21 protein-coding genes are annotated in these 18,154 nt (G+C 61.7%); 17 read left to right on the forward strand and 4 right to left on the reverse strand.

Features of this window, described 5'->3' with window-relative positions:
• The first annotated feature begins 29 nt into the window (after window positions 1–29).
• From fabG to HX807_RS03670, 17 genes are all read left to right on the forward strand, one after another.
• Complete coding sequence (fabG, locus tag HX807_RS03590) at window positions 30–773, forward strand: 3-oxoacyl-ACP reductase FabG (protein WP_004371297.1); 744 nt, start codon at window positions 30–32, stop codon at window positions 771–773.
• A gap of 192 nt (window positions 774–965) precedes the next feature.
• On the forward strand, window positions 966–1,202 hold the full coding sequence (gene acpP, locus HX807_RS03595) for an acyl carrier protein (protein ID WP_004371293.1): 237 nt from the start codon (window positions 966–968) through the stop codon (window positions 1,200–1,202).
• A 110-nt stretch (window positions 1,203–1,312) separates the two neighbouring features.
• Window positions 1,313–2,557, forward strand: coding sequence for a beta-ketoacyl-ACP synthase II (fabF, locus tag HX807_RS03600; protein WP_004371291.1), 1,245 nt, complete (start codon window positions 1,313–1,315; stop codon window positions 2,555–2,557).
• Window positions 2,557–3,372, forward strand: a complete 816-nt coding sequence (gene pabC, locus HX807_RS03605) for an aminodeoxychorismate lyase (protein WP_008434963.1) — start codon at window positions 2,557–2,559, stop codon at window positions 3,370–3,372. The genes fabF and pabC overlap by 1 nt, the downstream gene beginning before the upstream one ends.
• Before the next feature lies 1 nt (window position 3,373).
• The gene (gene mltG / locus HX807_RS03610; protein ID WP_023659249.1) at window positions 3,374–4,492 is read left to right on the forward strand and encodes an endolytic transglycosylase MltG; all 1,119 of its coding nucleotides are present in this window, start codon (window positions 3,374–3,376) and stop codon (window positions 4,490–4,492) included.
• Window positions 4,493–4,511: 19 nt separating this feature from the next.
• Window positions 4,512–5,144 (forward strand): dTMP kinase, encoded by a 633-nt coding sequence (gene tmk / locus HX807_RS03615; protein ID WP_008434959.1) that lies wholly within the window; start codon window positions 4,512–4,514, stop codon window positions 5,142–5,144.
• Entirely contained in the window at window positions 5,137–6,126 is a 990-nt protein-coding gene (locus tag HX807_RS03620; protein ID WP_004371282.1) for a DNA polymerase III subunit delta', read from the forward strand. Before tmk ends, HX807_RS03620 begins: the two co-directional genes overlap by 8 nt.
• Window positions 6,127–6,189: 63 nt before the next feature.
• Window positions 6,190–6,975, forward strand: coding sequence for a TatD family hydrolase (locus tag HX807_RS03625; protein WP_169386005.1), 786 nt, complete (start codon window positions 6,190–6,192; stop codon window positions 6,973–6,975).
• A 438-nt stretch (window positions 6,976–7,413) separates the two neighbouring features.
• The gene (locus HX807_RS03630) at window positions 7,414–8,067 is read left to right on the forward strand and encodes a TetR/AcrR family transcriptional regulator (RefSeq protein WP_004371278.1); all 654 of its coding nucleotides are present in this window, start codon (window positions 7,414–7,416) and stop codon (window positions 8,065–8,067) included.
• A gap of 139 nt (window positions 8,068–8,206) precedes the next feature.
• Window positions 8,207–9,175 (forward strand): GTP 3',8-cyclase MoaA, encoded by a 969-nt coding sequence (locus tag HX807_RS03635; RefSeq protein ID WP_004371275.1) that lies wholly within the window; start codon window positions 8,207–8,209, stop codon window positions 9,173–9,175.
• Window positions 9,176–9,250: 75 nt separating this feature from the next.
• Window positions 9,251–9,856, forward strand: coding sequence for a DUF4823 domain-containing protein (locus HX807_RS03640; protein WP_063027950.1), 606 nt, complete (start codon window positions 9,251–9,253; stop codon window positions 9,854–9,856).
• 17 nt (window positions 9,857–9,873) lie between these two features.
• Window positions 9,874–10,434 carry a DUF1285 domain-containing protein gene (locus HX807_RS03645; protein ID WP_177049271.1) on the forward strand — a complete coding sequence of 187 codons (561 nt, stop codon included), beginning with the start codon at window positions 9,874–9,876 and terminating at the stop codon, window positions 10,432–10,434.
• A 70-nt stretch (window positions 10,435–10,504) separates the two neighbouring features.
• The gene (locus HX807_RS03650; protein WP_080673275.1) at window positions 10,505–11,218 is read left to right on the forward strand and encodes a GntR family transcriptional regulator; all 714 of its coding nucleotides are present in this window, start codon (window positions 10,505–10,507) and stop codon (window positions 11,216–11,218) included.
• The gene (locus HX807_RS03655) at window positions 11,215–12,216 is read left to right on the forward strand and encodes an ADP-ribosylglycohydrolase family protein (protein ID WP_004371263.1); all 1,002 of its coding nucleotides are present in this window, start codon (window positions 11,215–11,217) and stop codon (window positions 12,214–12,216) included. Before HX807_RS03650 ends, HX807_RS03655 begins: the two co-directional genes overlap by 4 nt.
• Window positions 12,217–12,413: 197 nt before the next feature.
• Window positions 12,414–13,880: a cytosine permease gene (locus HX807_RS03660; RefSeq protein ID WP_008434943.1), complete on the forward strand. Its 1,467-nt coding sequence runs from the start codon at window positions 12,414–12,416 to the stop codon at window positions 13,878–13,880.
• Window positions 13,873–14,793, forward strand: coding sequence for a PfkB family carbohydrate kinase (locus HX807_RS03665; RefSeq protein WP_023659250.1), 921 nt, complete (start codon window positions 13,873–13,875; stop codon window positions 14,791–14,793). Before HX807_RS03660 ends, HX807_RS03665 begins: the two co-directional genes overlap by 8 nt.
• Window positions 14,794–14,831: 38 nt before the next feature.
• Entirely contained in the window at window positions 14,832–15,560 is a 729-nt protein-coding gene (locus HX807_RS03670) for a bifunctional 2-polyprenyl-6-hydroxyphenol methylase/3-demethylubiquinol 3-O-methyltransferase UbiG (RefSeq protein ID WP_177049273.1), read from the forward strand.
• 128 nt (window positions 15,561–15,688) lie between these two features.
• Here the strand turns inward: HX807_RS03670 and HX807_RS03675 are convergent, their stop codons facing one another.
• The 4 genes from HX807_RS03675 to HX807_RS03690 all read right to left on the reverse strand — a co-directional run bounded on the left by HX807_RS03675 (window position 15,689) and on the right by HX807_RS03690 (window position 18,077).
• Window positions 15,689–16,069: a Rho termination factor N-terminal domain-containing protein gene (locus HX807_RS03675; RefSeq protein ID WP_177049275.1), complete on the reverse strand. Its 381-nt coding sequence runs from the start codon at window positions 16,067–16,069 to the stop codon at window positions 15,689–15,691.
• A gap of 57 nt (window positions 16,070–16,126) precedes the next feature.
• Window positions 16,127–16,393 (reverse strand): hypothetical protein, encoded by a 267-nt coding sequence (locus HX807_RS03680; protein ID WP_017475797.1) that lies wholly within the window; start codon window positions 16,391–16,393, stop codon window positions 16,127–16,129.
• Window positions 16,394–16,444: 51 nt separating this feature from the next.
• Window positions 16,445–16,798 carry a hypothetical protein gene (locus HX807_RS03685; protein WP_102604805.1) on the reverse strand — a complete coding sequence of 118 codons (354 nt, stop codon included), beginning with the start codon at window positions 16,796–16,798 and terminating at the stop codon, window positions 16,445–16,447.
• A gap of 85 nt (window positions 16,799–16,883) precedes the next feature.
• Complete coding sequence (locus HX807_RS03690; RefSeq protein WP_087692765.1) at window positions 16,884–18,077, reverse strand: MFS transporter; 1,194 nt, start codon at window positions 18,075–18,077, stop codon at window positions 16,884–16,886.
• Window positions 18,078–18,154 lie beyond the last annotated feature (77 nt).

Genomic DNA, 18,154 nt, shown 5'->3' on the forward strand with positions numbered 1-18,154 from the left:
GTTAATTTCCGAACCTAGGAGAAGCCTGCATGAGTCTGCAAGGTAAAGTTGCACTGGTCACCGGCGCAAGCCGTGGCATTGGCCAGGCGATCGCCCTGGAGCTGGGCCGTCTGGGCGCTGTGGTCATCGGTACCGCAACCTCCGCCGCCGGCGCTGAACGTATTGCCGCGACGCTGAAGGAAAACGGCGTCCAGGGCACCGGTCTTGAGCTTAACGTGACCAGCGATGAGTCCGTGGCGGCCGTATTGGCTGAAATCACGGCGCAATTCGGTGCACCGGCTATTCTGGTGAACAATGCCGGTATTACCCGCGATAACCTGATGATGCGTATGAAAGACGACGAGTGGCATGACGTCGTTGATACCAACCTGAACAGTCTGTTTCGCCTGTCCAAGGGTGTTTTGCGCGGCATGACCAAGGCTCGTTGGGGTCGAATTATCAATATTGGCTCTGTTGTGGGTGCCATGGGCAACGCAGGCCAAGTAAACTACGCAGCCGCCAAGGCCGGTCTGGAAGGTTTCAGCCGTGCATTGGCGCGTGAAGTAGGCTCGCGGTCGATTACGGTCAACTCGGTGGCCCCAGGGTTCATCGACACCGATATGACCCGCGAATTGCCTGAAGCGCAGCGTGAAGCGTTGCTGACGCAGATTCCGCTGGGCCGTCTGGGCCAGGCTCAAGAGATCGCGAATGTGGTCGCTTTCCTGGCATCCGACGGTGCGGCATACGTGACTGGGGCTACAATCCCGGTGAACGGCGGGATGTACATGAGTTAAATTGTGACGGATCGCTTCAAAAAAATGTCATACGAGCTGTCTAAAATCCGTTATAAAGCTGCAATCTATTTATAGGCAGATGGCCAATAGGGTACGAGGGTGAAGCTTTCAGTTGAAAAGCTGAAAAGTCTTTCTATACACTTACCCACTGGCCAGCTGCCTGAATTTGTCCATTAGGAGTGAAAACAAGGTATGAGCACCATCGAAGAGCGCGTCAAGAAAATCGTTGCCGAGCAACTGGGCGTTAAAGAAGAAGAAGTGACCAACAGCGCTTCCTTCGTTGAAGACCTGGGTGCCGACTCCCTTGACACCGTTGAGCTGGTGATGGCTCTGGAAGAGGAATTCGAGACCGAAATCCCGGACGAAGAAGCTGAAAAAATCACTACCGTTCAAGCTGCTATCGACTACGTTACTAGCCACCAGGCGTAATAGTTTGTAATCGTCGCTTGCTGTGATGGAAAAACCGCACTGCCCTATGGCGTGCGGTTTTTTCCTTTAAGCCTGATGCAAAGTGTCGTCATTAGAAAAAGGAGAGTGCTGTGTCGCGTAGACGCGTCGTAGTCACCGGTATGGGTATGTTGTCGCCACTGGGTACGGATGTGCCGAGCAGTTGGCAGGGCATTCTGGCTGGCCGCAGTGGTATTGGTCTGATCGAACACACGGACCTTTCTGCCTATTCCACCCGTTTTGGCGGCTCGGTAAAGGACTTCAATGTCGAGGAATATCTCTCGGTCAAAGAGTCCCGCAAACTCGACCTGTTCATTCAATACGGCCTGGCAGCCGGTTTTCAGGCGGTGCGTAATGCCGGCCTGGAAGTCACCGACGCCAACCGTGAGCGCATCGGCGTGGCCATGGGTTCGGGTATTGGCGGTCTGACCAATATCGAAGAAACCAGCCGCACCCTGCATGAGTCCGGCCCTCGCAGAATTTCACCGTTCTTCGTGCCTGGCTCGATCATCAACATGATTTCCGGTTTCCTGTCCATCCACTTGGGTGCCCAGGGGCCTAACTACGCCATTTCCACGGCGTGCACCACGGGCACTCACTGCATCGGCATGGCGGCGCGCAATATCGCCTATGACGAGGCCGACGTGATGATCGCCGGCGGTGCCGAGATGGCCGCCTGCGGTTTGGGCATGGGCGGCTTCGGCGCGTCCCGTGCGTTGTCGACCCGCAATGACGAGCCGACCCGTGCCAGTCGTCCGTGGGACAAGGGCCGCGACGGTTTTGTTCTGGCCGACGGTGCCGGTGCGCTGGTACTCGAAGAGCTGGAGCACGCGAAGGCCCGTGGCGCCACCATCTACGCCGAGCTGATTGGTTTCGGCATGAGCGGTGATGCGTACCACATGACCTCGCCTCCGTCGGACGGCGCGGGTGCTGCACGCTGCATCACCAATGCGTTGCGTGATGCCAAGGTCAACGTTGACCAGGTGCAGTACATCAATGCCCATGGCACTTCGACCCCGACCGGCGACCTGGCGGAAGCCGAGGCCATCAAGTCGGTGTTCGGCGAGCACGCCTACAAGCTGGCGGTCAGTTCCACCAAGTCCATGACCGGTCACCTGTTGGGTGCGGCGGGCGCGGTCGAGGCAATCTTCAGCGTGCTGGCCATCAAGGATCAGGTCGCTCCGCCGACCATCAACCTCGATGAACCGGATGAGGGCTGCGACCTGAACTTCGTGCCTCACGAGCCGCAGAAGATGCCGATCGACGTGGTGCTGTCCAACTCGTTCGGTTTTGGTGGTACCAACGGTTCCCTGGTGTTCCGCCGGTTCGCCGAGTGATGGAGAGCTGGGTCGACGGTCAGCCGGCGGGCGCAGTGCCCCTGAAAGACCGTGGCCTGGCATACGGTGATGGGCTGTTCGAGACCATTGCCGTCAAGGCCGGGCAGCCCGTGCTGCTTGACCGCCACCTGCAGCGCCTTGAAGAAGGTTGCAGGCGGTTGGCGATTGTTGCGGATCAACCCCTGATCCGCAGCGAATTGCTGGCCTACGCCGCCGCCCTCGGTGACGGTGTACTCAAGTTGATCCTAACCCGTGGCGACAGCCAGCGCGGTTATGGCATCAGTGCTGGCGCTCCGGCGCGGCGCATTCTGCAAGGCAGTCCACCTGCCACTTATCCCCCGGAACATGCAGCGTCAGGCATCCGCCTGTTTGCGTGTACCACGCGTTTGTCCGAGCAACCGTTGCTCGCCGGCCTCAAGCACCTCAATCGACTGGAACAGGTGTTCGCCCGCGCCGAATGGCAGGATGCCGAACACGCCGAAGGTTTGATGCTGGATATGTCCGGTCGAGTCATCGAAGGCGTCTTCAGCAACCTGTTTCTGGTGCGTAACGGCGTGTTGCTGACCGCTGATCTGAAACGCTGCGGCGTCGCCGGCGTCATGCGGGCCGAGGTGTTGGCCCAGGCGCAGGCGTTGGGCATTCCGACGAGCGTGGCCGATATCAGCCTTGAGCAGCTGCAACAGGCCGATGAAGTCTTGGTGTGCAACAGCGTATATGGCATTTGGCCGGTGCGCGGATGTGCTGCGATGAGCTGGCCGGTTGGGCCGCTCACCCGTAAACTGCAGGGCATTGTTCGCGCACTATTGGATATTTGATTTGAGACGTAAATTTGTATTGTTGCTGGAGATCGGTCTGGTCCTGGCGGGTTTGCTGCTGGGCGCTTCGGCCTGGAAGCTGAACTCGGCCCTTGAGCAGCCCCTGAATCTGACCCAGGAGCAATTGCTGGATGTACCGGCTGGCGCGACGCCCACCGGCACCTTCAATCGCCTGGAAAATGACGGCGTGCTCAAGGATGCGTTCTGGTTGCGTCTCTACTGGCGCTTCAACCTCGACGGCCAGCCGCTGCACAGCGGCGAATACCGCATGACCCCGGGCCTCACCGCCGAGGGCCTGATCGGCCTGTGGCAGCGTGGCGAAGTGGTGCAGTACAGCATTACGCTGGTGGAAGGCTGGAACTTCCGCCAGGTGCGCGCGGCCCTGGCCAAGCATGAAAAGATCGAGCAGACCCTGTCCGGCCTGAGTGACAGCGAGGTGATGGAAAAACTCGGCCACCCGGGCGTATTTCCTGAAGGGCGCTTCTTCCCGGACACCTACCGCTTCGTGCGTGGCATGAGCGACGTCGAACTGCTGAAAAAATCCTACAACCGTCTGGACGATGTCCTCGCCCAAGAGTGGAGCAAGCGCGCGGCCGATGCGCCGTACACCGACCCCTATCAAGCGCTGATCATGGCCTCGCTGGTGGAGAAAGAAACCGGCGTGCCGGAAGAGCGCGGCCAGATCGCCGGGGTATTCGTGCGGCGCATGCAGATCGGCATGCTGCTGCAAACCGACCCGACGGTGATCTACGGCCTCGGTGAGCGCTACACCGGCAAGCTGACCCGCGCACACCTCAAGGAAGCCACGCCCTACAACACCTACGTGATCGCCGGCCTGCCGCCGACGCCGATCGCCATGGTCGGGCGGGAGGCGATTCATGCTGCGCTGAACCCGGTGGCGGGCAGCAGCCTGTATTTCGTTGCCCGAGGCGATGGCAGCCATATTTTCTCGGATAACCTGGATGCGCATAACGCAGCAGTGCGTGAGTTCCAGATGAAGCGTCGCGCCGATTACCGTTCCAGCCCGGCGCCGGCGGCAAAGCCTGCGGACGCGCCGCTGGATACGCCCGCCGAGCCGGCTCCGGCACCCGATGACGCCGCGCCGCAAAGCCCGCAATGACTCTGACTAAGGACTGCCTGTGACTGGCTTGTTTATTACCCTGGAAGGCCCGGAAGGCGCCGGCAAGAGCACCAACCGTGAATACCTGGCCGAGCGCCTGCGCGCCGAAGGTATCGAGGTGCTGCTGACCCGTGAGCCTGGCGGCACGCCACTGGCCGAGCGTATCCGTGAAGTGCTGCTGACCCCGGGCGACGAACAGATGAACCCCGACACCGAGCTGTTGCTGGTGTTCGCCGCCCGCGCCCAGCACCTGGCCGAAGTCATTCGCCCGGCACTGGCCCGGGGCGCCGTGGTGATTTGTGACCGGTTTACCGATTCCACCTATGCCTATCAGGGCGGCGGCCGTGGCTTGTCCCTGGAGCGCATTGCGGCCTTGGAGACCTTCGTCCAGGGCGATTTGCGGCCCGACCTGACCCTGGTGTTCGATCTCCCGGTGGAAGTCGGCATGGCCCGTGCCACCGCCCGGGGTCGCCTCGATCGTTTCGAACTGGAAACCCGAGTCTTTTTTGAAGCTGTGCGCGGCGCGTTTCTCAAGCGCGCCGAAGCCGACCCCGCCCGTTACTACCTGTTGGACGCCGCACAACCGTTGACTCAGGTTCAGCAGTGCATTGACGCCCTGTTGCCGAAGCTTGTGGAGCGTGTCCGTGGCTGAAGCCTACCCGTGGCAGGACAGCCTCTGGCAGCAACTGGCGGGCCGTGCCCAGCACGCCCACGCCTACCTGCTCCACGGCCCGGTGGGCATCGGCAAGCGCGCCCTGGCCGAGCGGCTGATGGCCAGCTTGTTGTGCCAGCGGCCCAACGGCCTGGAAGCCTGCGGCGAATGTAAATCCTGCATGCTGCTCAAGGCCGGCAGCCACCCGGACAACTATCTGCTGGAACCGGAAGAGGCCGACAAGGCGATCAAGGTCGACCAGGTGCGTGATCTGGTCAGCTTCGTGGTGCAGACCGCGCAGATGGGCGGGCGCAAGGTGGTGCTGATCGAACCGGTGGAGTCGATGAACATCAACGCCGCCAACGCCTTGCTCAAGAGCCTGGAAGAACCGTCCGGCGATACCGTGCTGCTGCTGGTCAGCCACCAGTCCAGCCGCCTGCTGCCGACCATTCGCAGCCGCTGCGTGCAGCAGGCCTGCCCGTTGCCGAGCGAAGCCATGAGCTTGCAGTGGCTGGCCCAGGCGTTGCCGGACTGCGGCGAGGCGGAGCGCGTCGAGTTGCTGACCCTGGCGGCCGGTTCGCCCCTGGCGGCGGTCAAGCTCCAGGCCCAGGGCGTGCGTGAACAGCGTGCGCTGGTGGTGGACGGGGTGAAGAAACTGCTCAAGCAGGAAGTGTCGGCCACGCAACTGGCCGAAAGCGCCTGGAAAGACATTCCCTTGCTGCTGCTGTTCGACTGGTTTTGCGACTGGTCGAGCCTGATCCTGCGCTACCAGCTGACCCAGGACGAAAACGGCCTTGGGCTGCCGGACATGCGCAAAGTCGTGCAATACCTGGCGCAGAAGAGCGCCCAGGACAAGGTGCTGAACATCCAGGACTGGATCCTCGCCCAACGCCAGAAAGTCCTCGGCAAGGCCAACCTCAATCGCGTGCTGTTGCTTGAGGCCTTGCTGGTGCAGTGGGTCGGTTTGCTCGGCCGCCGTTAATTTCAGTGGCCGACGGGTGTATCGTTGGCCAGACACTTTCCGTGACTCAAGTTGTAGATCCCTATGCTCGTAGATTCCCATTGCCACCTTGATCGCCTCGACCTGGCCCAGCACGGCGGCTCCCTCGACGCCGCCCTTGAAGCTGCGCGCCAGCGCGGGGTAGGGCACTTCCTGTGCATCGGCGTCAGCGCGGAAAACGCCGCCGACGTCAAAGCCCTGGCCGATCGTTATGCCGACGTCGACTGCTCGGTGGGCATTCACCCGCTGGACCTCAAGCCCGGCGAAGCCCCGGCCCTCGACTGGCTGCTCGGCGAACTCAATCACCCGCGCGTGGTGGCCATCGGTGAGACCGGCCTGGATTACCACTACGAACCGGAAGCCGCCGAGTTGCAGCAGGCGTCGTTCCGTCTGCACCTGCAAGCCGCCCGGCAGACTGGCAAGCCGGTGATCGTCCACACCCGTGGCGCCCGTGCCGACACCCTGACCCTGCTGCGCGAAGCCGCGCTGCCCCAGGCTGGTGTGCTGCATTGCTTCACTGAAGACTGGGACATGGCCAAGGCCGCGCTGGACCTTGGTTTCTACATTTCCTTGTCGGGCATCGTGACCTTCCGCAACGCCGATGCCCTGCGCGATGTCGCGCGCCAGGTCCCGGCAGACCGCCTGCTGGTGGAAACCGATTCGCCGTACCTGGCGCCAATTCCCCATCGCGGCAAACCCAACCTGCCGGAATACGTACGGGATGTGGCGGATTACCTGGCGATGCTGCGGGGCGAGTCCTACGAGCGCTTTGCCGAACAGACCACCGAAAACTTCAAGCGCCTGTTCCCGCTGGCCCACGTCGGCCACTGAATCGCAGGCAAAAAAAACCCGGGTTCTGGGGGGTGAATCCGGGCTAAGACCATTAGGAGTAAAACAAGGGTACGCAGTCCGTCGGTACCCAGGTCGACGCGTCACTTGGGGGAGATGCCACGCCGACATTTCAAGTATTGATCAGTATCCGATTCAGTCCAGCCACATCTGATCGTTTTTTAAACAGATTTGGAATACGCCCGCTTCGGTTGAGTTCTCATTGGATGCGATGCACACGCGCCAATCACCTGTTTTATTTCTGACTCGAATCGGCACATTCGTTGGCGTGTTGTAAGTTAAGTGCAAAGGTTGTTCATATAGGCGTTGCCCAACGACCGTTCAGTCGGGATAATCCCGCGCACCGGGTAAAACGTTCCGACAAGCACGGCTTGGGGAGCGAACGCCCTTCCAATATCCATCTCTGCAGACCTTTTTCTTATGCACAAAGAACCCCGCAAGGTCCGTGAGTTTCGCCGCCGCGAGCAGGAAATTCTCGACACCGCACTCAAGCTGTTCCTCGACCAGGGTGAAGACAGCGTCACCGTCGAGATGATTGCGGATGCCGTGGGTATCGGCAAAGGCACCATCTACAAGCACTTCAAGTCCAAGGCCGAGATCTACCTGCGCCTGATGCTCGACTACGAGCGCGACCTGAACGAACTGCTGCACTCGGCCGATGTCGATAAGGACAAGGAAGCGCTGTCCCGCGCCTACTTCGAGTTCCGCATGCGTGACCCGCAGCGCTACCGCTTGTTTGATCGCCTGGAAGAAAAAGTGGTGAAGGGCCATCAGGTGCCGGAAATGGTCGAGGAGCTGCACAAGATCCGTGCCTCGAACTTCGAACGCCTGACCCTGCTGATCAAGGGCCGTATCAGCGAAGGCAAGCTCGAAGACGTGCCACCGTATTTCCACTACTGCGCCGCCTGGGCGTTGGTGCACGGCGCCGTGGCGTTGTACCACTCGCCGTTCTGGAGCAATGTGCTGGAAGACCAGGAAGGTTTCTTCCAGTTCCTGATGGACATCGGCGTGCGCATGGGCAATAAGCGCAAGCACAGCACCGATTTGCCGAACGCCGAAACGCCGGCCACTTGAATCATTCGCCAGCGTGATGGCGATATGATTTCCTGCCCAGCGCAGTAACCCAGGAATATACTCAGGCAAGGACCTTGCTAAAACTTGATTTTTCAGTCAGGTTTTAGTGCGCCCGAATTATCCTCTGCCGGAGTGATCCATGATCGTTGATCGTCAAGGCAGGCGATTCCGCAATTTGCGGATCAGCCTGACCTCAGCCTGCAATTACGCCTGTACCTACTGCGTGCCCAACGGCAAGCGGCTGGTGGCTGCGCAGGACGAACTGTCGGCCGAGGCGATGGCGCGGGGTGTCGAGTACCTGATCGAGGCCGCCGGCATCGAGCGCCTGCGGATTACCGGCGGTGAACCGTTGGTCAGCCCCAAGCTGGAAGCCTTCATGGGCGCGGTGGGGCAGATGGGGCTCAGTGATATCAGCCTGACCACCAACGGCCAACTGCTGGCGCGCAAACTGCCGCTGCTGGTGGACGCCGGGATTCGCCGGATCAACGTGTCCCTCGACACCCTGGACGCCGACGCCTTCCGCAGCATCGCTCGCGGTGGCGACCTGGCCACCGTGCTCGATGGCATGGACCAGGCGAGCGCCGCCGGAATCAAGATCAAGGTCAATATGGTGCCGCTGCGCGGCCAGAACCTCGACCAGGTGATGCCGCTGCTCGACTACTGCCTGGAGCGTGGCTACGAGTTGCGCTTTATCGAATTGATGCGCATGGGCCACCTGGCCAACGATTCCAACGCGTTCCTGCAGCAATTCGTCAGCCTTCAGCAATTGCTCAGCCTGATCGGCGAACAGTACGAATACCTGCAAGCCAACGCCCCGGTGGACGCCACTGCCGTGCGCTACGAAGTGCCCGGCAAAGGTTTCTTCGGTGTCATCGCCAACGAAAGCGTGCCGTTCTGCCGGACCTGTTCGCGTTTGCGCCTGTCGTCCACCGGCTGGCTGCATGGCTGCCTGTCGTCGAGCAACCGCCACTACGTCGGCGACCTGCTGGACAAACCCCGCCACCAGGCCCTGCCGGCCTTGCAGCGCTTGTTGGTCAAGGCCTTGGGTGACAAGCAGGAAGTGGCCTTCTCCGGCGGCGCCACCATCATGAAGATCATCGGCGGCTAGTCCCGCAAGCTGGCGCAAAATCTGCATCTCGTGCCCATTCGCCGGTTTTCCGTCACCGGCCTCTGGAGAATTAGGATGCGTAGTCTGGTTTTGGTGCTGGCGTCACTCGCGCTGGGTGGCTGCATGACCGTCAGTGATATGGCCGAAGGCACGCGCTATCAGATGAGCGATGCCGGGCTGCTGGACCACAGCGATACTCGCCGCGTCAATTCGGTCCGCATACAGCCGGACTCCTTCGTCTTCATCGCCCAGGGCGCCTTCACCCCGCCGGGCAGTGCTTATCCACGGCCTAACGTGGTGGCCGAGGAAGCCTTCAACGGCTTTGTCGAATATTTTCCGATGGTCCGCCGCGCCCGCAAACCCGAAGGCCTGGAACAGGCGATGTCTGAAGCCCGCGCGGCCGGTGCGCATTACCTGCTGTACTGCCGCTTTGCCCAGGCGGATGACCGGATCGGTAACGCCGATGAATGGTCTGACCAGGAGGCGGTGGATCGCCTGGGCATCGACACCGGCACCATTCAGGTCATGTTGATCGAGACCAGCACCCAGTATTTGATTGATACTGTGCGGATTCACAGCCGTGGCGGTTTACTGACGTTCCACGACAACAAGCCTGATGATCTGATCGGCAAGCCCCTGGCGCACTACGCGCGCAGCCTGTTGGGCATGAGCGATCAGTAAGACACAAGGAGAGCAGCATGACCGATTCGGCCAAGGCCAATGAGTTGTTGGCGCAATTGCCCAAGGGCAAGGGGCCCGCGCCGGTGCATCTGTGGAACCCGGCGTTTTGCGGCGATATCGACATGCGCATCGCCCGCGACGGCACCTGGTTCTACATGGGCACGCCGATTGGCCGCAAGCCGATGGTCAAGCTGTTCTCCACTATCATCCGCCGCGATGGCGATGATTATTTCCTGATCACCCCGGTGGAAAAGGTCGGGATCAAGGTCGATGACGCGCCCTTCGTCGCCGTGACCCTGGAAGTCGAAGGGCAGGGCGAAAGCCAGGTCCTGCGCTTTACCACCAACGTGGATGAGCAGGTCGAGGCCGGTATCGAGCATCCGCTGCGGGTGGTGATCGACCCGGACACCCAGGAACCCTCGCCATACCTGCGGGTGCGCACCAACCTCGAAGCCCTGGTTCACCGCAATGCGTTCTACCAGCTGGTGGAGCTGGCGGTGACCCGTCCGATCAACGGTAAGAACTGGCTTGGCGTCTGGAGCGGCGGGGTATTTTTCCCCATCGGCCTGGAGCCCTGAGGCTGATTTCTCGCTCTCCCTGAAATAATTCGCTTGCTGTAGCCGGGCGCTTTCGGTTATCAATTTGTACATGATTAGACATGTCCGATTTGATAAGAAAAAACGCGTCGTCGACGAGCTGATCCGCCGTATCGAGGGTGGAGTGATGGCTGACGGTGTCCTGCTGCCGGGCGAGCACCAACTGGCCGAAGAGTTTTCCGTCAGCCGCGGCACCCTGCGTGAAGCCCTGGCCGAACTCAAGCGCCGCAGCTACATCGCCACCCAAAGCGGTGTCGGCTCCATCGTCACCTTCGACGGCATGGTGCTCGACCAGCGCAGCGGCTGGGCCCAAGCCCTGGCCGACACCGGCGCGGTGGTGACCTCCGAAATCCTGCGCCTGGAAGCGGTCACCCGCCCGGACCTGCTCAGCCGTCACGGCAGCGACCAATTCATCGCCCTCGACCGCCGCCGTCGCGCTGCCGACGGCACGTTCGTGTCCCTGGAGCGCTCGCTGATGCCGGCCTCGGGTGGCCTGGAAAGCCTGCCGCAAGTCGGCCTGATCGATAATTCCCTGACCATCACCCTGGCGGCCTATGGCTATGTCGGCGCCACCGGCAACCAATGGATCGGTGCCGAGCCTCTGAACGAAGAAGACGCCCAACTCCTGGGGCGCCCGGTGGGCACAGTGTTCCTCAAGGCCCTGCGCACCACCTACGACCGCCAGGACCGCTTCATGGAATCCGTCGAAAGCCTGCTCGACCCTCTGCATTTCCGCTTGCACCTTCAATTTGGAACACCGACATGACCGCCACCACCCGCGCCCTCGGCGCCTTCTACGGCCTGGCCTTGGGCGATGCGTTGGGCATGCCCACCCAGTCCCTGAGCCGCGAGCAGGTCAAGGCGCGTTTCGGCGCGATCACCGGCCTGGAAGATGCCGACGCCGATCAGCCGATCGCGCCGAACATGCCCAAGGGCTCGATCACCGATGACACCGAACAGGCGATCCTCGTCGGCCAGTTGCTGGTGGACGGGCAGGGCAGGATTGAACCCACCGAACTCGCCCAACGTTTGATCGACTGGGAAGCGGTGATGCGCGCCAAGGGCTCCCAGGATTTGCTGGGCCCGTCCACCAAACGGGCGATCGACATGATCCTGGCGGGCCATACCCCGGAAGAGTCCGGGCGCTACGGCACCACCAACGGCGCCGCCATGCGTATCACCCCGGTGGGCATCGCGGCGGACGTCAACGACCCGGCGCAGTTTATCCAGGCGGTGATCCAGGCGTGCCAGGTCACCCATAACACCAACCTGGGCATCTCCAGCGCGGCGGCGGTGGCGGCGGTGGTTTCCGCCGGGATCAACGGCGTCGATCTGGGCGAAGCGCTGAACATCGGCACGCAGATCGCCCAGCAGGCGGAAAACCACGGCCACTGGATTGCCGGCGGGCGCATCGCCACCCGCATCAGTTGGGCGCGCACCTTGAGTGTCGACAGCGGCGACAAGGCGCTGTTTACCGACCTGCTTTACGAATTGATCGGCACCTCCGTTGCGTCCCAGGAATCGGTGGTCGTGTCGTTTGCCCTCGCGCAGCAAGTCGCGGTGGGTGAAATGAACGCCATCGAAGCCCTGTGCATGGCCGCCAGCCTCGGCGGCGACACCGACACCATCGCCGCGATTCTCGGCGCGATGCTCGGTGCGTGCCTGGGGATGCAGTGCTGGCCTGAGGCGATGATCGAACAGGTCAAGCAGGTTAACCGCCTGGACCTGGAACCCTTGGTCCAAGGCCTGCTCGAGCTGCGCTGAGCACCGCAGATCGAAAAATGTGGGAGCTGGCTTGCCTGCGATAGCGGTCGATCAGTTGATGAATCATCGACTGACACCACGCTATCGCAGGCAAGCCAGCTCCCACATTGATCCAGTCGAGTCAGGAAGACCGGAACACAGATTCAACTTGCCAACCTGCCACAACCACAAAAAAACAGGCATCAGGAGCACCCACCATGAGTACGTCCTCTTCCGGCCAAAGCGCCGGGCAATTGGAAACACGCGGCATCGAGCCGGTCCCGGAAGGCGAGTGCAACGGCCATCCGCTGCAACTGTTCTGGGTCTGGTTTGCGGCCAACATCAGCATCCTCGGCTTGCCCCTGGGCGCGACCCTCGTAGCGTTTCGCGGCCTGGCGATCTGGCAGGCGATCATCGTGGCGATCCTCGGCGCCGCCGGCTCGTTTGCGGTGGTGGGCATCATCTCCATCGCCGGCCGTCGTGGCCGTGCACCGAGCCTGACCCTGTCCCGGGCGATCTTTGGCGTACGCGGCAATATCGGCCCGACGCTGGTGTCGCTGATGTCGCGCCTCGGCTGGGAAACCGTCAACACCACTACGGCTGCGTTCGTGCTGTTGTCGTTGTGCTCGATCCTGTTCAATTCGCCGGTTGCCGCCAAAAGCGCTCCGGTACTGACCCTGCTGTTCATCGGCATCTTCGTGCTGCTGACCCTCGCCGTGTCGGGCCTGGGCCATGCCACCTTGCTGGTGATCCAGAAGTGGGCCACCTACGTGTTCGGCGCACTGAATATCCTGGTGGGCGGTTTCCTCTGCGCCACCATCGACTGGAGCGCGGTATTCAACGCCACGCCTGCGCCGTTGAGCGCGATGATCATCGGCGTCGGCACCATGGCCGCCGGTACCGGTATCGGCTGGGCCAACGCCGGTGCCGACATGTCGCGCTACCAGCACCGCAGCGTCAAGGCCGTGCGCCTGGTGGCCTCCGCGGCATTCGGTGCGGGGATTCCGCTGGTGCTGTTGATCACCCTCGGCGGCTTGCTGTCGGTGGGCAACAATGACCTGGCGTCGGCCACTGACCCGATCATCGCGATCCGCGACATGCTGCCGACCTGGATGGCGGTGCCGTACCTGATCACCGCGTTTGGCGGGCTGTTGCTGTCGAATAACCTGTCGGTGTACTCGGCGGGGCTCACCACCTTGACCCTCGGTTTGAAGGTCAAGCGCGTGCACGCGGTGATCGTCGACATCGTTGCGATCTTCGCCGGTTCGATCTACTTCATGCTGATCGCCGACAGCTTCTACGGCCCGTTCATCACCTTCATCTCGTTGCTGGCGGTACCGATCACCGCCTGGGTCGGGATCTTTGTCGTCGACCTGATTCATCGCCACTACTACAGCCCCAAAGACCTGCTGGACGTAACGCCAAGCAGCGCCTACTGGTACCGTGGCGGAGTTGAATGGCGTGCGTTCGGCGCCTGGGCGATTGCGATTGTGCTGGGTTTCAGCTTCACCACCATCGGCACCACGGCCGAGAACATCTGGTTCGCCGGGCCGCTGTCCGATTCGTGGCTGGGCCACAACGGCCTGGGCTGGATCGTCACCTTCCTGGTGGCCGGCGGGATTTATGCGGTACTGGGTGGCGCGGCTGATCGTCGTCCGGCTTTGGTAGAGAGCGCTAATGTCTAGATTGCTGCACAGCGGCCAGGTCATCGTCGACCTGGTCATGTCCCTCGACACATTGCCTGCCACCGGTGGCGATGTATTGGCCAACTCCGCCAGCTTCGAAGCCGGCGGTGGCTTCAACGTGATGGCCGCGGCCCGACGCAATGGCTTGCCGGTGGTCTACCTGGGCCGCCATGGCACCGGCCGCTTCGGCGACCTGGCGCGCGCGGCGATGCAGGCCGAGGGCATTGAAATGGCCTTGGCCGCCAGCGACGACAAGGACACCGGCCTGTGTGTGTCCCTGACCGAAGCCACCACCGAGCGTACCTTCATTTCCCATATCGGCGCTGAGGGTGACTTGCTGGCGCAAGACCTGGCCAATGCGGTACCACGCGACGACGACTACGTGTACGTCAGCGGCTACAGCCTGCTGCTGGAAGGCAAGGCCCAGGCGTTGCTCGATTGGCTGTTGGCATTGCCGCGCCAGATCACGGTGGTGTTCGATCCGGGCCCGCTGGTGAAGGCACCGGACTCGGCCTTGATGGTCGCCCTGTTGCCGCGTATCGATATCTGGACCAGCAACGGTCCGGAAGCGCTGGCCTTTACCGGCGCGAGCGATCTGGCGGGGGCATTGCTCAAGCTCAACGAGCACTTGCCCGCCGACACCTTGCTGGTGGTGCGCGATGGGCCGAATGGCTGCTGGATCAGCCGTAATGGCCAGGCCGAGCATGTGCCGGGATTCAAGGTCAAGGCGGTGGACAGCAACGGTGCCGGCGATGCTCACGCCGGGGTGTTTATCGCTGGCCTGGCCAATGGTTTGGCGCCAGCTGTCGCGGCACGTCGCGCGAACGCGGCGGCGGCCTTGGCGGTCACGCGCTGGGGGCCGGCCACGTCACCGGGCACGGCTGAAGTGGATGCGTTGTTGAGCGAGGGCTGATTCGGCAGAATAGTCGCCATTCAGCACGGAGCAGCGTCATGACTCAGAACATCTACGACACCGAGGTTTTCTTCGAGGGCTACAGCAAAATGGGCCGCTCGGTAGAAGGCCTCGCCGGCGCGCCGGAGTGGCCGGCGTTGCAATCCATGCTGCCGCCCATGTCGGGATTGAAAGTGGTGGACCTGGGTTGCGGCTACGGCTGGTTCAGTCGCTGGGCCCGGGAGCAGGGCGCCGAGCAGGTGCTGGGGCTGGATGTCTCGCAAAAAATGCTGGCGCGGGCAAAGGAGATGACTTCGTCGTCGGCCATCACCTATGGCATCGCCGACCTGGAAAAACTCGACCTTCCGGATGCCGCTTTCGACTTGGCCTACAGCTCATTGGCGTTTCATTACATCGTCGATCTGAAAGGCCTGTTCGCGCGCATCCATCAAGCGCTGGTCCCGGGTGGGTGGTTGGTGTTTTCCATCGAACACCCGATCTTCATGGCACCCCGGCAACCGGGCTGGCTGATTGATGAGCAAGGGCGCAAGAGCTGGCCGGTGGACAGCTACCAGTTGCAAGGACCACGGGTGACAAACTGGCTGGCGGAGGGTGTGATCAAGCAACATCGCACCGTGGGCACGTTGCTGACGCTGTTGATCCAGGCGGGGTTTACCCTGACTCATGTCGACGAGTGGGGCCCGAGCGAAGCGGACCTGAAAGCCCGTCCCGCACTGGCAGAAGAGCTTGAACGCCCAATGATGCTACTGGTGGCCGCCCACCGCTGATTCCTTGGGTGAAAACCCGACCAAAAATGTGGGAGCGGGCTTGCTCGCGAATGCGGTGGCTCAGCCAATGAATCTGGCACTGATACACCGCTTTCGCGAGCAAGCCCGCTCCCACATTTTGATCCGCTTTAACCGGCCTTTTTCAGCGCCTCAATCAACTCATCCTTGCGCATGGTCGAGCGCCCGGGAATGTCCTTGGCGCGCGCTTCCTTCAGCAAGCTTTCCTTGGTCTGTGTACTCAGCGAAACCCGGCTGTTACGCGAATGCCCTTCACGACTGGCCACAGCCCGCTTGGCCGACTCATGCCGGTCCTGGGACTTCTTCGCCGGCGCCTTGCGCTGGCCTGAACCTCCGGCCTTTTCGCCGCCGCCAGACTGCTTGTTGACGGTGGCCCAGGCCCGCGCCTCGGCTTCTTCTTTCGACAAGCCCTGGTGCTCATAACTCGCTTCGATATGGGCGGCCTTGCGCTTCTGTTCGGTGGTGTATTTGGCTTTGCTTCCACGAGGCATTGCGATACTCCTTCTGGCCCTCATACAAGATACGAGGGCCAGGCCAGACAAAGTGCGTTACTGGCCCGCTTCGCTTTCCAGCTTGCGAGCCGCTTCCACGCCGGACGCGGTGAGCTTGATCGGCAGGTTCAGCGCGTGTTCCCCGGCATCGTTGCAGGTCACATGGCCTTCCTTGATCCACCCGCGGTCCTGCAAGGTGGCCAAGGCGCTGGCCACTACTTTTTCACCTCGGTAGTTGTCCAGCACTTCCTTGCCCAACCCACTGGGATGAGCGTGGAGCAGACGGGTGAGGACTTCTTTTTCAAGGTTGTGATCGACGTTCATGCATACCTCTTCACTGGGAAATGGTTGGGTGTTCGTCTGACTGATACTTGCTTAAGGGTGTGGCTGTTTTGGCGCGCCGGGAACATTGGAGTCGTCGCCACCCGGCGTGACGCTCTTGCCGGTACCGGTGCCCATTTTTCCGTTTTCAACATCAGTGCCCAAGCCCTGGCGATTTTGGTCATTGCCCTGGACGCGTGGGTCAGTGCCGCTCGGGTCCACGGTGGAACCGCCATCAATCGCTTTGCTGCCGGTGCCCATGGAGTCCTGGGACTTTTGGGTGGCAGGATTTTCCGGGCTGCCGATGGGATTCGTCGGGCCGGTGGAGGTTGAGGCGGCAAAGCTGCTCAGCGAAACAGCAGACAGCAAACCGGTGAGGGCGAGGGCGGCAAATTTGGAAGTCGTCATGATGGTGTCTCCATATGATTAATGTCCTTACCTGATATTGGTCCGCCCCCGTTTGTGATTCGTGCCTCGATACCGACGAACGGTCTTAGGTCGCTTGTAAGATTTTGTGTGACGAGATTCGGCGCCAGATCAACCGCGCCACCGTGATCAGCCAATTGAGCAGCGCCACCGCCAGTACGCTCATCAACAGGGTCGGCATGCCGTATTCGACGATGACCTTGCCCGCCAGCAGCGGGAAACCGAACACCCCGATAAAGTACGCCAGGCTGAACAACAGCAACGCCTGGGAGGTGGTGCCAGCGGGTGCCTCGTTCGCAGCCAAACCATTGATCACCGAATACGTCAGGCCGTAACCGACGCCCAGGGTGACGGCCGCCAGCAGGTAGCTGTAGTTGCCGCTGACCCTGAACCCGAACAGGAAAATCGACACCAGCATCAACCCCGACAACACACACGCCGCCCAATACGGATCACGCTTGACCACGATGCCGGCGATCAGCAGGCGGCTGGTAATCGCCGCACTCATGAAGCCCAGGAAGAACAGCGAATAGTCCAGCCCGTGCAGCGTTGCGTAGCTGGTCTGGAAACTCGACAGCCCGCCAAACACGCAACCGCCGAGGCCCACCATGATGATCGCGAACACCGCTTTCGATGACAGCACCTGGCGCGTGGCCGACCAGGAAATCTTCGCCACCGGCGCGGTGTGTTGACTCAGCGCGCGACCCAGTCGCCAGAAAATCAGCACACCTACCAAGCTCGCCAGCGCTGCTATATGAAAGGCCGCCGTCAGCGAAAAATCCAGGGCACTTGCCGCCCGCCCCAGCAGTGGCCCGGAGCCGATTCCGGTCATCATGCTGCCCGACAGCAGGGCAAAATACTTGGCCCGTTGCGCCGGTTCCACCAGCATCGCGACGATGATCGGCCCCAACGTGTAGAACACGCCCCAGCCCAATCCCAACGACAAGCCAAAGAACATCAAGCCCTCGCCGAACCCCGGCGCCAGCGCAAAGCCCAGGCACGCCACCACCAGCAATACGCCGAGCAGGGCGATCGACCTGGCAGCCCCCAGCAGGTCGGCCAGATGCCCGGAAACCAGCACCGCCACAAAGGTGCTGAGCATCGCCATGGAGATCACGCTGCCGGCGTCGTGTTCGTTGCCGCCGCGCGAATGGATCAGCAGCGACAGCAAGAATGTCGAGCCATAGGACAGGGAAAGCAGGTAGCTGGCGAGGCAGAAGAGGGCGAACAGTTTTCCGCCAACCGCAGGTGAGGCGTGCATGGAAGAGCCTTGCGTCTGTTGGATTTATGCCCAACTTTTTACCATGCACGGCACGTGGGATTGTTCTGTGGTTCGCG

The sequence above is a fragment of the Pseudomonas sp. D8002 genome (assembly GCF_013385695.1).
Lineage (GTDB): Bacteria > Pseudomonadota > Gammaproteobacteria > Pseudomonadales > Pseudomonadaceae > Aquipseudomonas.